Origin of the sequence: Aquimarina discodermiae, from assembly GCF_040786235.1 — a bacterium.
In the GTDB taxonomy this organism is placed as follows: domain Bacteria; phylum Bacteroidota; class Bacteroidia; order Flavobacteriales; family Flavobacteriaceae; genus Aquimarina.
In genome coordinates, this window is record NZ_JBFMKP010000011.1 from 1 (window position 1) to 16,484 (window position 16,484).

At 32.7% G+C, this 16,484-nt stretch carries 9 protein-coding genes; 2 read left to right on the top strand and 7 right to left on the bottom strand.

Annotated elements, in window-relative coordinates:
• Window positions 1–730 precede the first annotated feature (730 nt).
• The 7 genes from ABW636_RS08395 to ABW636_RS08425 all read right to left on the bottom strand — a co-directional run bounded on the left by ABW636_RS08395 (window position 731) and on the right by ABW636_RS08425 (window position 12,336).
• Window positions 731–2,143, bottom strand: coding sequence for a cytochrome P450 (locus tag ABW636_RS08395; RefSeq protein WP_367589523.1), 1,413 nt, complete (start codon window positions 2,141–2,143; stop codon window positions 731–733).
• A 355-nt stretch (window positions 2,144–2,498) separates the two neighbouring features.
• On the bottom strand, window positions 2,499–3,386 hold the full coding sequence (locus tag ABW636_RS08400) for a hypothetical protein (RefSeq protein ID WP_367589524.1): 888 nt from the start codon (window positions 3,384–3,386) through the stop codon (window positions 2,499–2,501).
• A gap of 29 nt (window positions 3,387–3,415) precedes the next feature.
• Window positions 3,416–6,430 carry a T9SS type A sorting domain-containing protein gene (locus ABW636_RS08405; RefSeq protein WP_367589525.1) on the bottom strand — a complete coding sequence of 1,005 codons (3,015 nt, stop codon included), beginning with the start codon at window positions 6,428–6,430 and terminating at the stop codon, window positions 3,416–3,418.
• Window positions 6,431–6,439: 9 nt separating this feature from the next.
• A complete protein-coding gene (locus ABW636_RS08410) occupies window positions 6,440–7,168 on the bottom strand; it encodes a hypothetical protein (RefSeq protein WP_367589526.1) in 729 nt (242 codons plus the stop codon).
• 41 nt (window positions 7,169–7,209) lie between these two features.
• Entirely contained in the window at window positions 7,210–8,244 is a 1,035-nt protein-coding gene (locus ABW636_RS08415) for a hypothetical protein (RefSeq protein WP_367589527.1), read from the bottom strand.
• 611 nt (window positions 8,245–8,855) lie between these two features.
• Window positions 8,856–9,500: a hypothetical protein gene (locus ABW636_RS08420; RefSeq protein WP_367589528.1), complete on the bottom strand. Its 645-nt coding sequence runs from the start codon at window positions 9,498–9,500 to the stop codon at window positions 8,856–8,858.
• An 838-nt stretch (window positions 9,501–10,338) separates the two neighbouring features.
• A complete protein-coding gene (locus ABW636_RS08425) occupies window positions 10,339–12,336 on the bottom strand; it encodes a putative porin (protein ID WP_367589529.1) in 1,998 nt (665 codons plus the stop codon).
• A 510-nt stretch (window positions 12,337–12,846) separates the two neighbouring features.
• Here ABW636_RS08425 and rnhB point away from each other — a divergent pair.
• Both rnhB and ABW636_RS08435 read left to right on the top strand, forming a co-directional pair.
• A complete protein-coding gene (gene rnhB / locus ABW636_RS08430) occupies window positions 12,847–13,449 on the top strand; it encodes a ribonuclease HII (RefSeq protein ID WP_367589530.1) in 603 nt (200 codons plus the stop codon).
• 317 nt (window positions 13,450–13,766) lie between these two features.
• Window positions 13,767–16,235 carry a hypothetical protein gene (locus ABW636_RS08435; protein ID WP_367589531.1) on the top strand — a complete coding sequence of 823 codons (2,469 nt, stop codon included), beginning with the start codon at window positions 13,767–13,769 and terminating at the stop codon, window positions 16,233–16,235.
• Window positions 16,236–16,484: the final 249 nt, after the last annotated feature.

Consider the following 16,484-nt stretch of genomic DNA (forward strand, 5'->3'; position numbering starts at 1 on the left):
ATAGCCACTAAATCATCATAGCTTGGAGGTAATAAACTTAACTGATCTTGATCATAGGTCTTAAAAACTACTTTTCTACTCATTCTTAAAGTTAAAAAATAACTCAAAAATCTACAAAAAAAGACTGCCTTTTTAGACAGCCTCTCATAGATTATACCATTTCTTAAATGATATTACCTACTAAAATTGTTTCTTTTTGATTCAGTTAACGGTAAAATCATTTAAGAACTGGCATTAAAAGTACAAGTGGTATAACAGGGAGAATTACCTTATTTAAATCACTCTAAAAAGTCTTAAATCCCGTTAAAAAACCTTCTAAATCATAAAATTTTGTGTATTTCGTCGATTTATAATGCTTTTTAACGTTATTTATTTTGTCGTTACGGTTTTTATGTATTATATTTATGGTGTCTTAAAAAAACAACAATTGATGTAATTTATAAAACTATTATTTTAAGTTGTATGACGATATAGATTAAAATAATAGTTTAGAGTTAAATCAGGGATAAATTGAGTGTGAGGACATTAGTTAAAAGACCCCAAATCGAACAAAACTAAAGAGAGTACGAAATTTCCCCCAAACAACAAAAGCGTTCTAAGTTAGAACGCTTTTGTTGTTATAGTCTATATTTTTTTTTCCAAAATATGTAGAAACATCCCTCTAAATCTCCCTTCAAAGGGAGACTTCTTTAGTCCACATACTTTGGGCTAAAAGATTTAAGTCGAATCATTAGTTTCTCTTTGTAAACTGCACCTTTAGGTTATCGGGATACATGGTAAACTCGAATTGTTCTGTTACTTCTTTTGGTGCTACCGCCAAGGTAATATTAAAATTCTTGCAAATTGCCGAAACCAAAATCAACATCTCATTTATAGCTAAATATTTACCCGGGCAAAAACGAGCTCCTCCTCCAAAAGCTTTGACTACTTCTGGAGAATGTTGTTGATGCATAGGGCATTTTGACTTTATCCATCTTTCTGGCATAAATTGATCGGCATCTGTAAAATATTTTTCCTGAGTCTGCGCTACTTTATTTTGAATAATAATTTTTGTCCCTTTTGGGATTAGTAAACCTTCTACTACTACCTCTTCGTTGGCTTCGAGGTATAGTTGTGGTGCAGTAGGTTTTAATCGAATTGCTTCTTGTACTACTGCATTGGTATAAGTAAGTTTTGCTAATTCTTGAGTGGTTTTTGAAACTTCATTTTCTCCATATACCTCTATAGCTTCCTCTCTTATTGTAGTAACCATTTCTGGATTTTGTGACAGATAATATATAATCCATGAAATCGTATTGGATGTAGTATCTTCACCTGCCAATAACATGGTAAAAATATTTCCATAAATTTCCTCATCACTAAATTGAGCCCCACCTTCTTCTGTCAACAAAGCTTCTAAAAAGTTGGACGGTTGTTTTTTTAGCAAAGGGTTTTCATCAAGTTTTTGTCTGGTCTCATTTATAAATCTATGAATGATTGTTTCGATAGACTGTATTGCCTCTTCTAACTTTTTATCTTTTTTTTGTTTTATATAACGCCATAATGGGATTGGAGCAGTTATGCGTTCATTAATCATTGGGAAAATGACCTCTAGATGTTTCTGAAAGTCACTTTCATTAGTATGTATGGTATCGATCTCATATCCAAAAGCAATTGCAGTAGTGATATCTATTGTAAAGCACATAAAGTCTTTCCTTATATCAACCTCCTTTTTTGTACTAGCATATTCTTCGAATTTCTGAAGCAAACTCTGAGTTTTATTTACTAGAACATGATGAAATCCTTTTATTTTTTGCGCATTTAAGGCTTCTGCTACAGGTTTTCTATGACGCCTCCAGGAATCTCCTTCTGCATTAAACACCCCATCGACTCCCATTTCTACCAAAATTTCATTCATTTTTGATAGTCTTTTAAATGTATCAGGTCTTTCTTTTAATATTTTACTATTAACAGCTGCATTTGCCGAAACTAACAATTCTTTACCAACAAAATTAATTCTAAATAACTCTCCACACTCTTCTACCCAACGTTCTAAAACCTGATGTTTATTGGGTGTTTGAAATTGAGGTAAATGCCCTAGAAGTATATGGCCTTTTGGAGTAGGGAGACTTTTTATAGTAGTGATTTGTGTATCTGTTGTCATTGTAGTAAAAGTTGGTTACTGAATATGATTTACATGCTTTGTCAAAGATACATATCATAGACGGATTGATCTAAAGTGTTTTTTGGTGTTTTACCTTGTTGATGCGAATTGAAAGCTTAAACTCTAATTTCAAGATAAGTAACTAATAATAAAACAACTATATTCCCTCTTCCAATAGAAGAAGATTAAGTTGAGGGGAGTAAGTAACTATTATAGAAAACCCTCATCCTAACCTTCTCACAGAGTTAGAAGGGACTAATTACGTTTTTAAATTGAACTCGAATGTTTATTAAACAAAAAAGTGCAGCTATTTTATTACAAACAACTGCACTTTTCTACTTCAATAGATCAAGTATTACTTTTTACTTTCAAGTAACTTCTCTAGTCTGGTTAACCTAATTGCCATCGATTTTAATTCTTCATTCTCTTCTTTTAGATTTTGAATTTCTTTTTGCTGTTGAATAGTATATAATGTCAATTCCTCAATCTTCTGAAGCAGTTTCGAATCCATTTCACCTAAAAAGATCCCGTTTTTTGCTACTTCTTTGGCACTTGGGATATCTTTTAGGTGCCCTTTTTCTGCGATATGAGTTTCTACTTCTTCTAGCGTAGGTAATTTATAATTCTCATAAAACACAAAGTCTGACCAACCGGTTTCTACTTTGATTTCTTTGGCACGAATGTTACCATTTACGGCTAGTTTCCAGGAGCCTGGGTTTGATGTTCCTATGCCTACATTACCATTATTGTCCAAAACAAAATTCTTTCCTTGCACCCAATTGGTGCCTCTACCGATTATAAATTTATCTCCATCTGAATTATCAATTCCTGTTACCCACCTTTGTACTCCTGTCAGAAGATATTGTAATTGAGCATCGCCTGTTCCATTTTGTTCGATGGTTACCCCTGCGTCAGAAGACACACTTGAAGTATTACTATATATATGAAACTTACTAGTTGGATTAACAATCCCGATTCCCAAATTACCAGATCTGGTAATTGTCATCCTTGGGAGCCTCTCTGTAAAAAACTTTATTCCTCCGTAACCTGACAACAAAGCTTCTGCTGCAGTTGGAGTAGCATACCATCCTAATGAATAATTACCTATTGACTTACCATCGAAAGTAAATTTATCTCCAGATGGGTTATGACCAAATGAATAATTTAACCCTATTGTTTGGTGTTGCCCATTCATTGTAAAACCTAAACCTAATATGGTTAGTATTAAAATTATTTTTTTCATTGTTTATATCTTTTGCTTTTCTAATTTCTTTATTCCTTGATTACTTTTTTTGTCATGCTCGTATTATCTGTAAACAACACTTTTATCATATAGGTACCTGATGCAAGTTTTTGCATATTTATAGTTCCCCATGTTCTATTAACTGTAACACTTTCTTTAATTGCCCCAGAAATATCGGTCAAAACAATCCTATTTATTTTTTTCTCTGAGATAATGGTTACGTTATCCTTTGTTGGATTGGGATAGGTAACAAAATTTGCAGAAGGAGCTTTACCTATTTCATATTCTTTTTGTGTAATTTCGAATTGATTTTTTACTTGAAATACCTTTGTAATGATTTTCTCTTCGAATGATTTTTTTGAAACAACTTTAAGCTCTAGCGTATACATCCCAAAAGGTAATGGGCTATTTATAAAAAACTCTTCTCCCGAATTTGTTTCCTGATTTTCTAGTAGAGTCCAATTATAAGTATACTCATTATCCAAATTCGAAACCAAAGCTTTAAAAGCAGGTTCTTCTCCAGCTTTATATGAATCATCACCAATAACTGCAATTTTAAAATCATCTTCGATACCATTTTTACGAGCCGATCTCCTCGTTAATGAAGTATTAATTTTAAAATTAGCAATTGCGCCATTTTTTATATGAGTACCTGGACCTATGGTTATGGTATTACCGCTACTTACATTTATACGTGTTCCACTATTAACCACAACATCTCCTGTTTCGAATATTTTTCTTGAAATTGTATTCATATCATGCCCGATTCTTATCTCGTCATTAGCTTCATAGTCCCTAGTATTACTAATCACTTTGTCTTGTATCGTAAGATCGTTAATCATAAACTCGTCATCAATAACATTTCTAAATTGATTGCTTATCCCACCAAAAAACACATGAACACTATTAATTCCAGAAGAATATACCTCATCAAAAGGTAATCGATTGGTACTAATAAAATTATTAAGTGTAGTAGTACTATTTATTGCTCTTAAGCCATCTGGATTGGTTGATGCATTATATGCATTGCGATTAAGATCTATAGAACTTGCTGTAGGAACAAATGTTGTTTCTGCGTTAAGATCAAAAGGTAGGTCAGAAAGACCTGGCAAAGTAGATCCTGGTGCATTATCATAAGAGGCTGCATTAAATGTATATTCTTTTTCCTTATCTAATAAATTGGTAGTGGCACATTTAGTCCCCACCACAACCCTTACAGGAACCCTGGTTCTTATTCGTACTCCAAAAATACCGATCACAGTTCTTATTTCCCAACGAATTCTTATATCCGGAATCTTTAGTCCGATTTTCCATTTGATACGAGACACACGCATTCTTCTATTAATGGGTGAAGACCAAGCTTCTAAAGAAAATTCATTACAATCAGATCGCCATAAGGGAAAACGAACCAAAGTATTACCTGGAACGAATACTGAACCATCGGTATTTCTTTGTAATACATTTCTATTGCTTCCATTAATCAATGCTATATTTCTGGTATGTTCAGAGTAACCTGTATTTCTTAAGTAACTTTGTGTATTTACAAAGTAGTTCCCCGGATCTATATGTCTTACCAGCATCGATTTGGCCGCTGGAGAATTTAATGCATCCAAGGCTCTATATGCTTTATCCAATTGTAATGCATCGCTTAATGAAACCGTATCGTTATTCCCCGTAAATATTGCTTTAAACACATTATATAATCCTATAATCGTTAGATCAAGAACTTTGGCAATTCCGCCAAGGTTTCTAGTTATCTTTAAATCCAAAGCATCTTTAAACAAGTGCTGTAATCCCGGAGGGATATTAGCACCTCTATGAGGTGCATCAAAAGAAACATATAGCCCTACCTGATGGTCATAATTTTCATTTTCGAGTTCTTTTAATGCTACTCTGGATAGCAATCCACCCATACTTTCACCGATTACTATAGACTCGAAGTTACCTTCTTTCTGAGCATTGATTTTTTTTATTAAATCTTTTACAACTGCTACGTTAGAAGGTAATGAAAGATTTGTGTTATTTAACAGTACATATACCATATCATAACCTTCACTTGACAAGTTATTATCAAAAAAACTTTGATATTTTTCATGTTGTGAATCTGCAAAAATCTCTCCTGTTGGGTCAAAACCCTGCACAACAATTACAGGCTTATCCAACTTATTACCTTTTGAGCCGTTATAAATTACTGCCTTACCTCCTCTACCTATAATAGTTCCATCCTTTTTTGAAAACTTAACAGAATTTTCTGCCTCAATTACTTTAGAAACTTGCTGGGTTAAATTCGTTTTAATATTAATTTTGAAAGAACTTCCTAACCGTAAACTATTAGATCCAATTTGAATATCTCGATATACCTTGACAACTTTTTCTCCTAGCGAATTATAGGTAACCACAATTTCTCCAACCGAAGTGTTATATTCTTGGATTCCTCTACCATCTGAAAAATCTATATAGATACTTGAAGGGATATTGGCGTTTCCTGAAAAATAATTTATTTGACTTAGGCTGAATGATATTTGTTTTTTATAAAAATTACTATTCATTGCCATAGCTCCAAATAATTGTATTGTATTATAAGGAGTTGTTAGCGGTCTTCCATTTATTGAATTTTCGATTTCATCTTCTTCAAGAAGTTCTCCTTTTACATCATAGATAAGAATGGGAACATTCCTCTCTAAAGGAGTTTTATCTTGAAATCGTTGATTAATACTTTCTATTTTAGGCAATTGTTTTACTGCATTAATTTCACTTTTTACCAAAGAATTGTATGTCTGCACCCATGAAACACCATCCATAATACTCATAGGAGGTATTACTTCATTAGTCTCTTCATTATATCCTTCTATATATTGATATAATGAGACAATTTCATCATCAGACATAAAGCCTCGATTTAACAAAAATCCTGTGGTTAAATCGTTTTTATTTACATTATTTAGATATTCGAGATACATCTCTTCTGGAGTTTCTTGATCTGTTTGTGAGTACGTTATCACACCAAAAAAAAGGAACACGATGTATATGTATTTTTTTATCATTTTATGTTTTTATAGATTGGTATTATTAGTTGTTTTTCTTTTACTTATGTTTAAAATTAACTTTAGTCCCAGAGAGAGTTCGACTCCATCCTTTTTTCCTTCTCTCTCCACAAATGACACTGAATCCCAATGCTTTACAACTCTAGCATCACTTTCTACAGGGTTTACCACATTAGAATATTTGTTTTCTTTAATCCTATACCCTATACCCCCAAACAGGTTAACAATTACCCTTCTTCTCCATTCAAAGAAATATCCAAATTTTGCTATGGCACCGTATTTATATCTAAACAGGTCTGCTCTATCATAACTTACGGATATATTACCTTCAGAAGGTTCGTAGCTATTATCATAAAAAGTATCTTTGTGATTGATATAAAACAGTTCGACAGAGAGGTAATTTGTGTTTCGTTTTCCTTGGTCTGGATTAAAGACATAATACCATTCGTTTCGAATCTCCCAAAGTCTATAATTTTCTTTTCTTCTAGTCTTGATTGGTGTTTTTATTGAAATATCATCTAGCCCTAACCCAAAACCAAGTCTTGTTTTAATCTCTTTTTTTATGGTTCGTAAATACCCCAATCGCCATCTGGGCACCTGTGGATCGAGGGGAGCGGTTACATCAAAAGTAATGTATGATAGATCCTCGAAGTTTGAAGTTAGTTCTTCTTGTTGACCACTTATTCTAAAGCTTGATAAGACAATTAAAATAAGTGCAATTCTTTTAATCCAATTCATGCTGGTTATTTTTCCCTTTTATAAATAAACACTACGAGTTTCTATTTATCTATTAATTGGATTACTTGCTCTAATCTTTTTTCTAGCATTTTGATTTTGTTGTTTTGTACCTCGATTTGCTTTTCTTGTGCAATAGTGTACAATGTCAACTCCTCTATTTTTTGAAGCAGTTTCGAATCCATTTCTCCCAAAAATATTCCGTTTTTTGCTACTTCTTTGGCACTTGGGATATCTTTTAAATGGCCTTTTTGCTGGATATGGGTTTCTACTTCTTCTAGCGTAGGTAGTTTGTAATCGTCATAAAATACAAAATCAGACCAACCGGTTTCTACTTTGATTTCTTTGGCGCGGATGTTACCGTTTACGGCTAGTTTCCAGGAGCCCGGGTTGGTGGTTCCTATGCCTACATTGCCATTATTTACAAAAGTCATTAACTTACCTTCTCCCACCGTTCCTCCTTGAGAAACATGTAATCTATTATCATGACCATGACTAAGATGAAATACCGAATTACCATTATTAGGAACAAAAGTTATAGCAGATTCGTTATTAAAGTTTAACCTCACTCCTTTATTGTTACTGGTTCTAACATCTAATCTTGATGTAGGAGTTGTAGTGCCAATTCCAACATTACCGTTTTGAAAAAATGTGGCAATATTTTTTCCGTTTGTATCTTCATCTATACGTAATTGTTTATGACTTCCAACTTGAGTTGTCCAAAAATTAAACTGTGAATTATTCAAATCATTTTTAATTCTAAATGCTCTTTCATTACCATTTATATGAACTTGTAATTTGGCATCTGGAGCAGTTGTACCAATTCCTACATTACCATCTGGTCGAATCGTCATCAAATGATTAGAACCCTTGTTATAGAAGTATATATTGCTTATCGTTTTCTCGACACTTCCGATATATAGTTCATTACTACCGTTAAGACCAAAAGATCTTGAAAACCCAGTTTCTCCACTTTTTTGAGTCCTAATATAATCAGTACCATTTTTTAAATCTACATTTTGTGCATTCCCTATAAAACTTGCTCCTAGCATTGTAAGTATTACTATTATTTTTCTCATTTCTCTTGTATTTATTGTTTCCTTACTAATTTGTTACATTGTTTTTATTTGTCAAATATCGTTGTAACTGATAGCTATTGATATTTTTGTTTCTACTTTACCTTCTTAATAAATTAATTTGATTTAGGCATTTACACCCCTCTAAATCTCCCCTCAAAGGGAGACTTTAAGCTTCTTTCTTTGAAATAATGCTAAAAAGGATATTTAGTTTAACAACCTAAGTTTATATTTCCCTAAAAAAAGCTACAAACTTATAGGTTTATAGCTTTTGATAAGGATTTGTTACCCCTTTATTGTGATTCTTTTTCCTTTTTTCTTTTTTCTTTAATCTACACGGGGCAAAAGCATTTAAAAAAAGAACTGTTTGTTGAATATAAAAGTCCATTTTACATAGGTTTGACTCTCTTTTTTGGGTTGAAAATGGATTCCAGCCTACGCTGGAATGACAAAATTCTACGAAAAAAAGTCAACTGCCTCGGAGCAAGCTAACGAGGCATCCAGCGGATAAAAAGTTTTTACATTTCGAGGCAAGCCTCGGAGAATTAAACTCCACAATGTGGATTAAATAATCTCATTTCTATACTTAATAAATGTTAAATGCTTTTACTCTGTTAATCTACAATGGTTCTTGATTGTTTGTATTGGTTATAAAATGCGGGGTGGGTAAACTGGTATCGTATAAAAAGATTATCGATAATCTCTTTTAATAATCGATTGGCTTCGTTTACATGTTCATCTAGCGTTTTCTTTGCTGCATTAATGGCTGCTTGTTTTGGTTTTGCACTACCTACCAAGGGTTTAAACTCTGCTACTGCAGTGATAACATCTTTGATTTCTGCATGTGTTACTCCATAATCTGTAGTGAGCACCTTTTGTATTTTGGTAGCTTCATTTACCAAAATCTCACTATAGGTAATCAAGTCTGTTTCTTTACTGTTTTCTAGTGTACTAGAACTTGTGGTTATTATCTCTTTAAGGCTTTCGTTACTGGTAATAGCGGCATGTGCTGCCATTGCCCCTCCCAAGGCTAATAATTTATTCTGAATTGCTTTTCTGATCTGATTTTTATCCCGTGTTTCTCCTTTGGTCGTTTTCGAAACAGCTTCAGCCAGATTTTCTATTCCTTCTATTTCTGTATCAAAAAGGTTTTTGGTTTCTGTAAATTTTGGGTTCCCATTCCAAATGCTTGTGTGATCGTCTAAAGTATTTTGCACAGCAAGATACATACGGTAATACTTTAATTGCGTTTTATTCATTTTACAATACGTTTTGGCATACCTCTATGGTTATACATCTACTAGCAATATCTGTTTATCTAACAAACAACTGCCAATCGTATATCCTTAAAGGCATACAGTTACTAAATATTTGAATTATGTATTTCATACCAAATCAATTATAAAACGACGCATTCAATCTTGTTTGTTTGTATACGATATCTTATAATTAAAATTTGGTAGAACTCCTCTTACAGAGTTCTTTGGGTAGGAGACTGCTAAACTATCAAATTAAATAGTGACAAGGGATATTCAATTTGTTAACATATTCTTAAATATGTATTGCCTAAATACTATTTAATGTGAATTTGATAGCTCCTAAACTTTAACCTCTAACTAAATAACTAATCCAAAACCTTTATGGTGTTTCTTTTACCTCTGCGAAAGGATTAACGCTAAGGAATTATTTCAGAAAACCCTCATCCTAACCTTCTCCCTCTGATAGAAGAGACTAATTAATTTTATAAAATTATCTTTGAAGTTCATTTGACTAACTCTGAAGTTCATCCAAGCAACATTGATCACCATTTAATGAACTCTGAAATGTATTTAGGCAACTTTGATTATCGTTCAAGCAACCACAAAGTACATTCAAGCAACTTTGATCATTATTCAAGCAACTATAAAGTATGTTCAAGTAATTTTGATTAGCATTCAGACAACTTTAAACATCATTCAAATAACTCTAAAGTGTATTCAAGCAACTTTGATTATCGTTCAAACGATCTCGAAGTGTATTCAAGCAACTCTGAAGCTCATTCTAATTATAACTTTAGTTATCTTGTAACCTATCTAAATCTGATTATGTTTCCGGAGTTTACAAAAAGAAATTCCAGACCAATCCAAAGCGAAGTACAGCATCTCGAGTTGCATATCCTGGTGCCGAAAACTCATTGTTTTGCCTAAATGCTTCTCCTATGTTTTCAAACTTGAAATAAATACGTGTTTGTTTTACTTTGGCATTAAAGAAAATATCAAACTGCGGGAACCTCCCTATTTCCTGTGTATTTTGCGTATAAAACTCTGATAAAACAGGATCATACCCATCGGCAGTATAACTTGTAAAATATTTAAACGTGACTCCTGCCTGCATATACATAGCTTTTTTAAACCAATGATCGTGATAGTACAGGGTATTTCTTGTTGTAATTTCGGGCACATTATAGATGTTTTCTCCTCCATCAACTTTTTGATACAATACCGTATTATCCAAACCAAGTTTCCAATATTCTATACCTTGTTTTAGCCTTACTTTTAGCACCTCTATATCTTCTGAAGCTTGCATTGGAGTAATGGCCTGATTTGTATTTTTTGTAAAATAAGTATGATTACTTATCGTGGTATATCCAGCTTGTACTTCTGCAATATCTTTTGCTTCTATGGTAAGTTGCGCAGTTTTTGTATTTATATTATCAAAATTATTTTGCCAATTATAATTTATATAGTCACTTTGGTATAAGAGAAAATTATAATTAGGAGCTACAGAATTAGCACCTATCGCTGCCTTTATTTTATATTTTTTATTGTAGTCATAACCTGCCCCAGCATTAAAATAATTTCCTTCCAAATCTCCAGAAACTATCGCACGGCCATCGGCAAATAACTGAAACCCGTTATATTCGCTTGTATAGTTACCTCCTACAGCATACACATCTCCTTGCAATCTATTGGTTATATTAATTTGATTACCCGATTCATCTACCTGACTTAACAATGAATTATACCCATAATTGTAATTAGAGCTACCTCCTGAAACACGAAGTTTCCCTAACCAACTATTGGTAAACTCTACAAAAAGGCGATTACTAAAATCTTCGAGAGCTACATCATCAGAGATAGATGCAGACACATACGATTCTCCCAAAAGTCCATCTGGAGCTACCGCCGCCTGAGTAAACCGAAATCTCTTGTCTGTTAGATCCAAAATATGCCCAATAGACACGCTATTATTTGTACTATCTGTTTTCTTGATCAAGGCATACTGGTGATTGATATAAAATCGTTTGCCTAAAAGAATATTCTCTGCATCTGAGAAATTAACTGATATGGCTCCCCTGTCTGTAAACTCGTCTTCTTCGCCTACAAATTCTGCTTGCGCCAAATATTGGTTTATACCTGTTTCAGACAACCCTCCATTTTCTTCATTAGACAAATCCTGCGATACAAAATGCGTTTTAACACTGTATCGCTCATTTTTTGTACTATAGTTTGCTGTTGCCCTAAAATTACCCGTACTGGTTAATGCATGTTGAAATTTCCCCAAGGAACGTACCCCTTTATATGCTATCGATAGATTGAGACGTGGTGATGTATTTACCGTAAAGAAAGCATCTAATTGCTGACCCTGTTCAAAAGTGGTTCTAAAATACAATTCTGTGAATGGTGTTGGCACATGGTAATACCTGATATCCCTTGCTTCTATATAATTAAAATGTCTCGCCCTGGCTCCAAAAAGAGGCAACAAATGATCTCCTTCGTCTCTTTTCTCTAAACTAGTATAGGTTTGTCCTACGTTATGAATTGGTAATAACCCAAAATCATCTCTTCGCAGGTAATTAAAATTATAATCCTTTTGTATGGTTAATGTGGTATCGACATAAGTAGTATCGTTCTCTACAGTTATGATGCTATACTCATCTATTGGCGGTTTTTCTCTTTTATCTCCTCTATCTCGTAACGATTTATATGAATCTTCTGAATTGCCAGCTTCGTTTCTACCCGGGATATTTTCTTGATTATTGATAGGTTTTCTATCCTGTGCCCACAGGGTAGTTAACGACAGCAGCACAACTATGAATATTATGTTTTTTCTCATTAGCCTATAAAACTTTGGCAAAAGTATACTTTTTTTAATGAAGAACATATCCTGACTTTTTATTTTGCCTGCAAATTTTATGTTTTTCATTAACCTCTGAATTAAATTTACCTAGTTATTTATGATCATCTATATTACCATCTTTGTAACCTAAGTTTATCAAGCCCTTCAAACTCAGGGCAGGCTCAGAGAGATTATTTCGAAAAATCGCGATTATTGGCATATTTTGTGAATTTTTATTTTTCTGTATAGTTAACTCCTCCCCTTGAGGGAAGGTTAGGATGGGTGTTGCTTCCAAAAACATCCACCTCAATCCTCCTTCAAAGGAAGAAGTAGTAAATAATTCAAGTTATTAACGTTAGTATAAACAATGGATAGCTTTTTATTGGATATTTCAAATTGACGTTTTCATATTTATAAGAACATTAATTGAAACTCAAGTTTATTCACTTGCCAATCAAAATCAAAAAATAGTTTTTTGATCATCTACTCATAAAGTATCTTCGCAGTATGCTTACACTACAATTACATCCAGATATTTTAGAATGTGGTACAGATGAAGCAGGACGAGGATGCCTTGCTGGCCCTGTTACTGCTGCAGCTATACTGTTACCCAAAGATTTTGACAATAAAACACTTAACGACTCTAAACAACTTAGTGAGATCAAAAGAAGCCAACTACGTCCTTTATTAGAAGACTGTGCAATTAGCTATGGTGTGACACATGTATTTATGGAAGAAATAGATCAAGTCAATATTCTTAATGCATCTATTCTTGCCATGCAACGTTCTATTGAACAACTTAACCCACAGCCGCAACATATTATTGTTGATGGAAATAAATTTAAACCTTATCATAATATACCCCATACATGCGTTATAAAAGGAGACGGAAAATATCTAAACATCGCTGCCGCATCGATACTAGCCAAAACATATCGCGATGAGTATATGGAAAAAATACATGAAGAGTTTCCTATGTATAATTGGAAAAAAAATAAAGGATACCCCACTACAGAACATCGGGATGCTATTCGCAAGTATGGTATCACAAAATATCACCGAAAGAGTTTTAAGTTATTACCAGAGCAACTTACTTTAGATCTTAAATAATTGATATCTTTGAAACTACATAGAAGATACTTTTCAAAAGTAAAGCTTACCAAATACTATGGAAATTAATTTTAGATCAAAAGAAGAGAGCTATTCGATACAAAGGACAAAGTTCTTGCAATTATCACCAGCAGAAAGAGTAAATTCTTTTATTGAAATGATCGATTTATTTAATAGTTTTCCTATTTCTTCCAAGAAAAGGAAAAAAAGTAATAATTTCATAGTTGTTTTATATCCATAAAAAAATAACCAAAATTATTTATCGTTCATTATATAAAGGAAGTACCAAAATTAGGAATACAAAACACAATCACCTCATGAAAAAAATAGCTGCAATTCTTTTTCTCTTAATCGCTATTTCTTGTGAAAACAAACCAAAATCATCAAATTCTTTAATCGATCATATCCCTAAAGACACGCAGATCATTATAAAAATAAATGATACAGAAGAAGCTGCAAGTAAACTAAGGGATAACCATTTTATAAAAAACAATAATCAGCTTGCTTTTTTTAAATATTTCAAAAAACTACCGGTCATTCATAAAACTAAAACACCATCAGGATTGTTATGTTTTTCTCCTAAAGGTAAAAATGACTTTGATTACACCTATATTTCAAGGTTTGATCCTGCCGTACTTAAAAACGATTCTTTAGACACAAAGAATATTGAAATTATAGATTACAATAAGGAGCAGATTTATAAAATATCCTCGAAAGAGCAATCATTTTTTGCAACAAGAAGAGATAGTGTACTTATTGCATCTTCTTCTCAGTTACTGATTGAAAACGCTATACGAACAAAAGAGGTTCCTGTATCGATTAATGAAGATTTGCAAAAAGTGTATGAAGTATCTGGTACAGAAAGTCCACTATCTATTTTGGCAAATGGAAAAAAGCTACAAAGTATTCATAATATTTTATTACCAAATACTGATCAAACAACCTTACAGAATTTTAGTGGATGGATTTCATTAGATGCCACAATCGAACAAAATGCAATGTATCTTGATGGTATCGCAATAGAAAAGGATTCACTATCAAGTACTATTGGAATTTTTGACAATACCATTGCACAAGAAAACAAAATTTCTCAAATCACTCCAATTACGGCAAATGGATTTATATCCTATACCTATGACGATTTTACTATTTTAAAAAAGAATCTCTCATTAGCTCAGGACAGAGAGTTTGAAGATATCCCAGATGAGTTGGACGAATTGTTATCAAATGCTTCAGAAATTGGAATGGTTTTTCTTGAAAAAGAAAAAGTACTCATTGTTAACTCGTTAGAAGTTGATAGTGCCAAAGAATATTTAGGAGATAACAGAATCGAAACTTATCGAAATATCCCTATTTACTCTTATAATAGTCCCGCATCTTTTTCTCAAATACTTACCCCTCTAATCACCGATTTTGAGGCTAAATATTTTTTTGTTAAAGACAAGTTTATCGTTTTTGGCAATTCAATAGGATCACTAAAAGATATTATTGCCAATGTTTTAAACCAAACACTACTTGATAATCAAGGATATTACAAAAGTTCTATCGGTGGGTTGTCTGATGAGTCTTCTATTTTAATCGCGAGTCGCATTAATTATTTAAAAGATTACATTTCAGAAAACTGTAAGGACACCTACATTTCACAATGGGATAACATTAAGAATAAAGGTTACGAAATGGGAGTTGTACAAATAACAAAGGAAAACGACTTTGCTCATGTACATAGTGTTTTACAAAAAAGCAGTACCAAAGGAGCAGTAGCTTCTGTTAGTCAGGTTGCATCCACTACACTAGAGAACAAAGTATTGAACAACCCTATTTTGGTAAAAAACCATCGAACAAAAGGAATGGACGTTGCCGTACAAGACATTGAAAACACCTTATATCTCATCTCTGATAAGGGGGCTATATTTTGGAAAAAACAAATCGATGGCGAAATACTGGGGGACATTAAACAAATAGACATCTATAAAAATGGTAGATATCAGTTGCTATTCAATACAGCTCATACTCTATATTTGATAGATCGTAACGGTAAAGATGTTGCACCTTACCCCAAAAAGTTTGAAAAAACCATCACACAACCTCTCGCTCTGTTTGATTATGACAAAAACAAACGCTATCGCGTTCTTATTACTCAAGGAAATAAGGTTACTATGTTAGATGCAAAATCAGATATTGTAACTGGTTTTACATTTAAAAATACAGAGACCGACTTGATTTTGCCTCCTAAGCATATACGTATCAAAGGCAAAGATTACATCCTCTTATCAGAACAAAATGGGAAATTAACTATTTTGGATCGATTAGGAAAAACAAGGGTAAGCGTAAAAGAAAAAATTGATTTCTCTAAAAACGAATGGTATCAGTATCTAGATAAGTTTACTTCTACTACCAAAGGAGGAAACCTAATTCAGATTCAAAAAGATGGTAATGCTGTACAACAAAATATGGGGTTAGAGCATGACAATCATGTAGTAGCTACTAATAAGACATTAGTGACATTTTCTGAAAGCAAACTTGCTATTAAAGGAAAAACAATCGAATTAGATTTTGGAGTATATACAACACCCAAGCTCTATGTTGTAAATGATAAAATATATATTACTATTACCGATTTGCAATCTAAAAAAGTATACTTATATGATAGTAATGCCGAGTTATTTCCTAATTTCCCAGTCTATGGTAATTCGGTTTTAAGTATAGGAAATATGGATAAAGATCCCAATATCGAATTTGTTGTAAAAGGTGAAGATAATGGTATTTTACTTTATCAAATCAATTAAAATTCGCCCTATAAATTGTAGCAATATCTGCCCCCCTTACTAACATGAAGATTCTTATAAGCACAATGATTCTATAGTATTTTGCTTATAAGAATCCTTTAACATGCTAACAGTTCTCTTTTTGTTACTATTATCTTACAACGTTATTAAAAAACGTAAATCTCCCCAAATAAAACAAAATAAATCACTGATTATCAATTATTTAAAGACAATTAAAGATACGTTAATTGTTTATTTCAAAGTATTGAT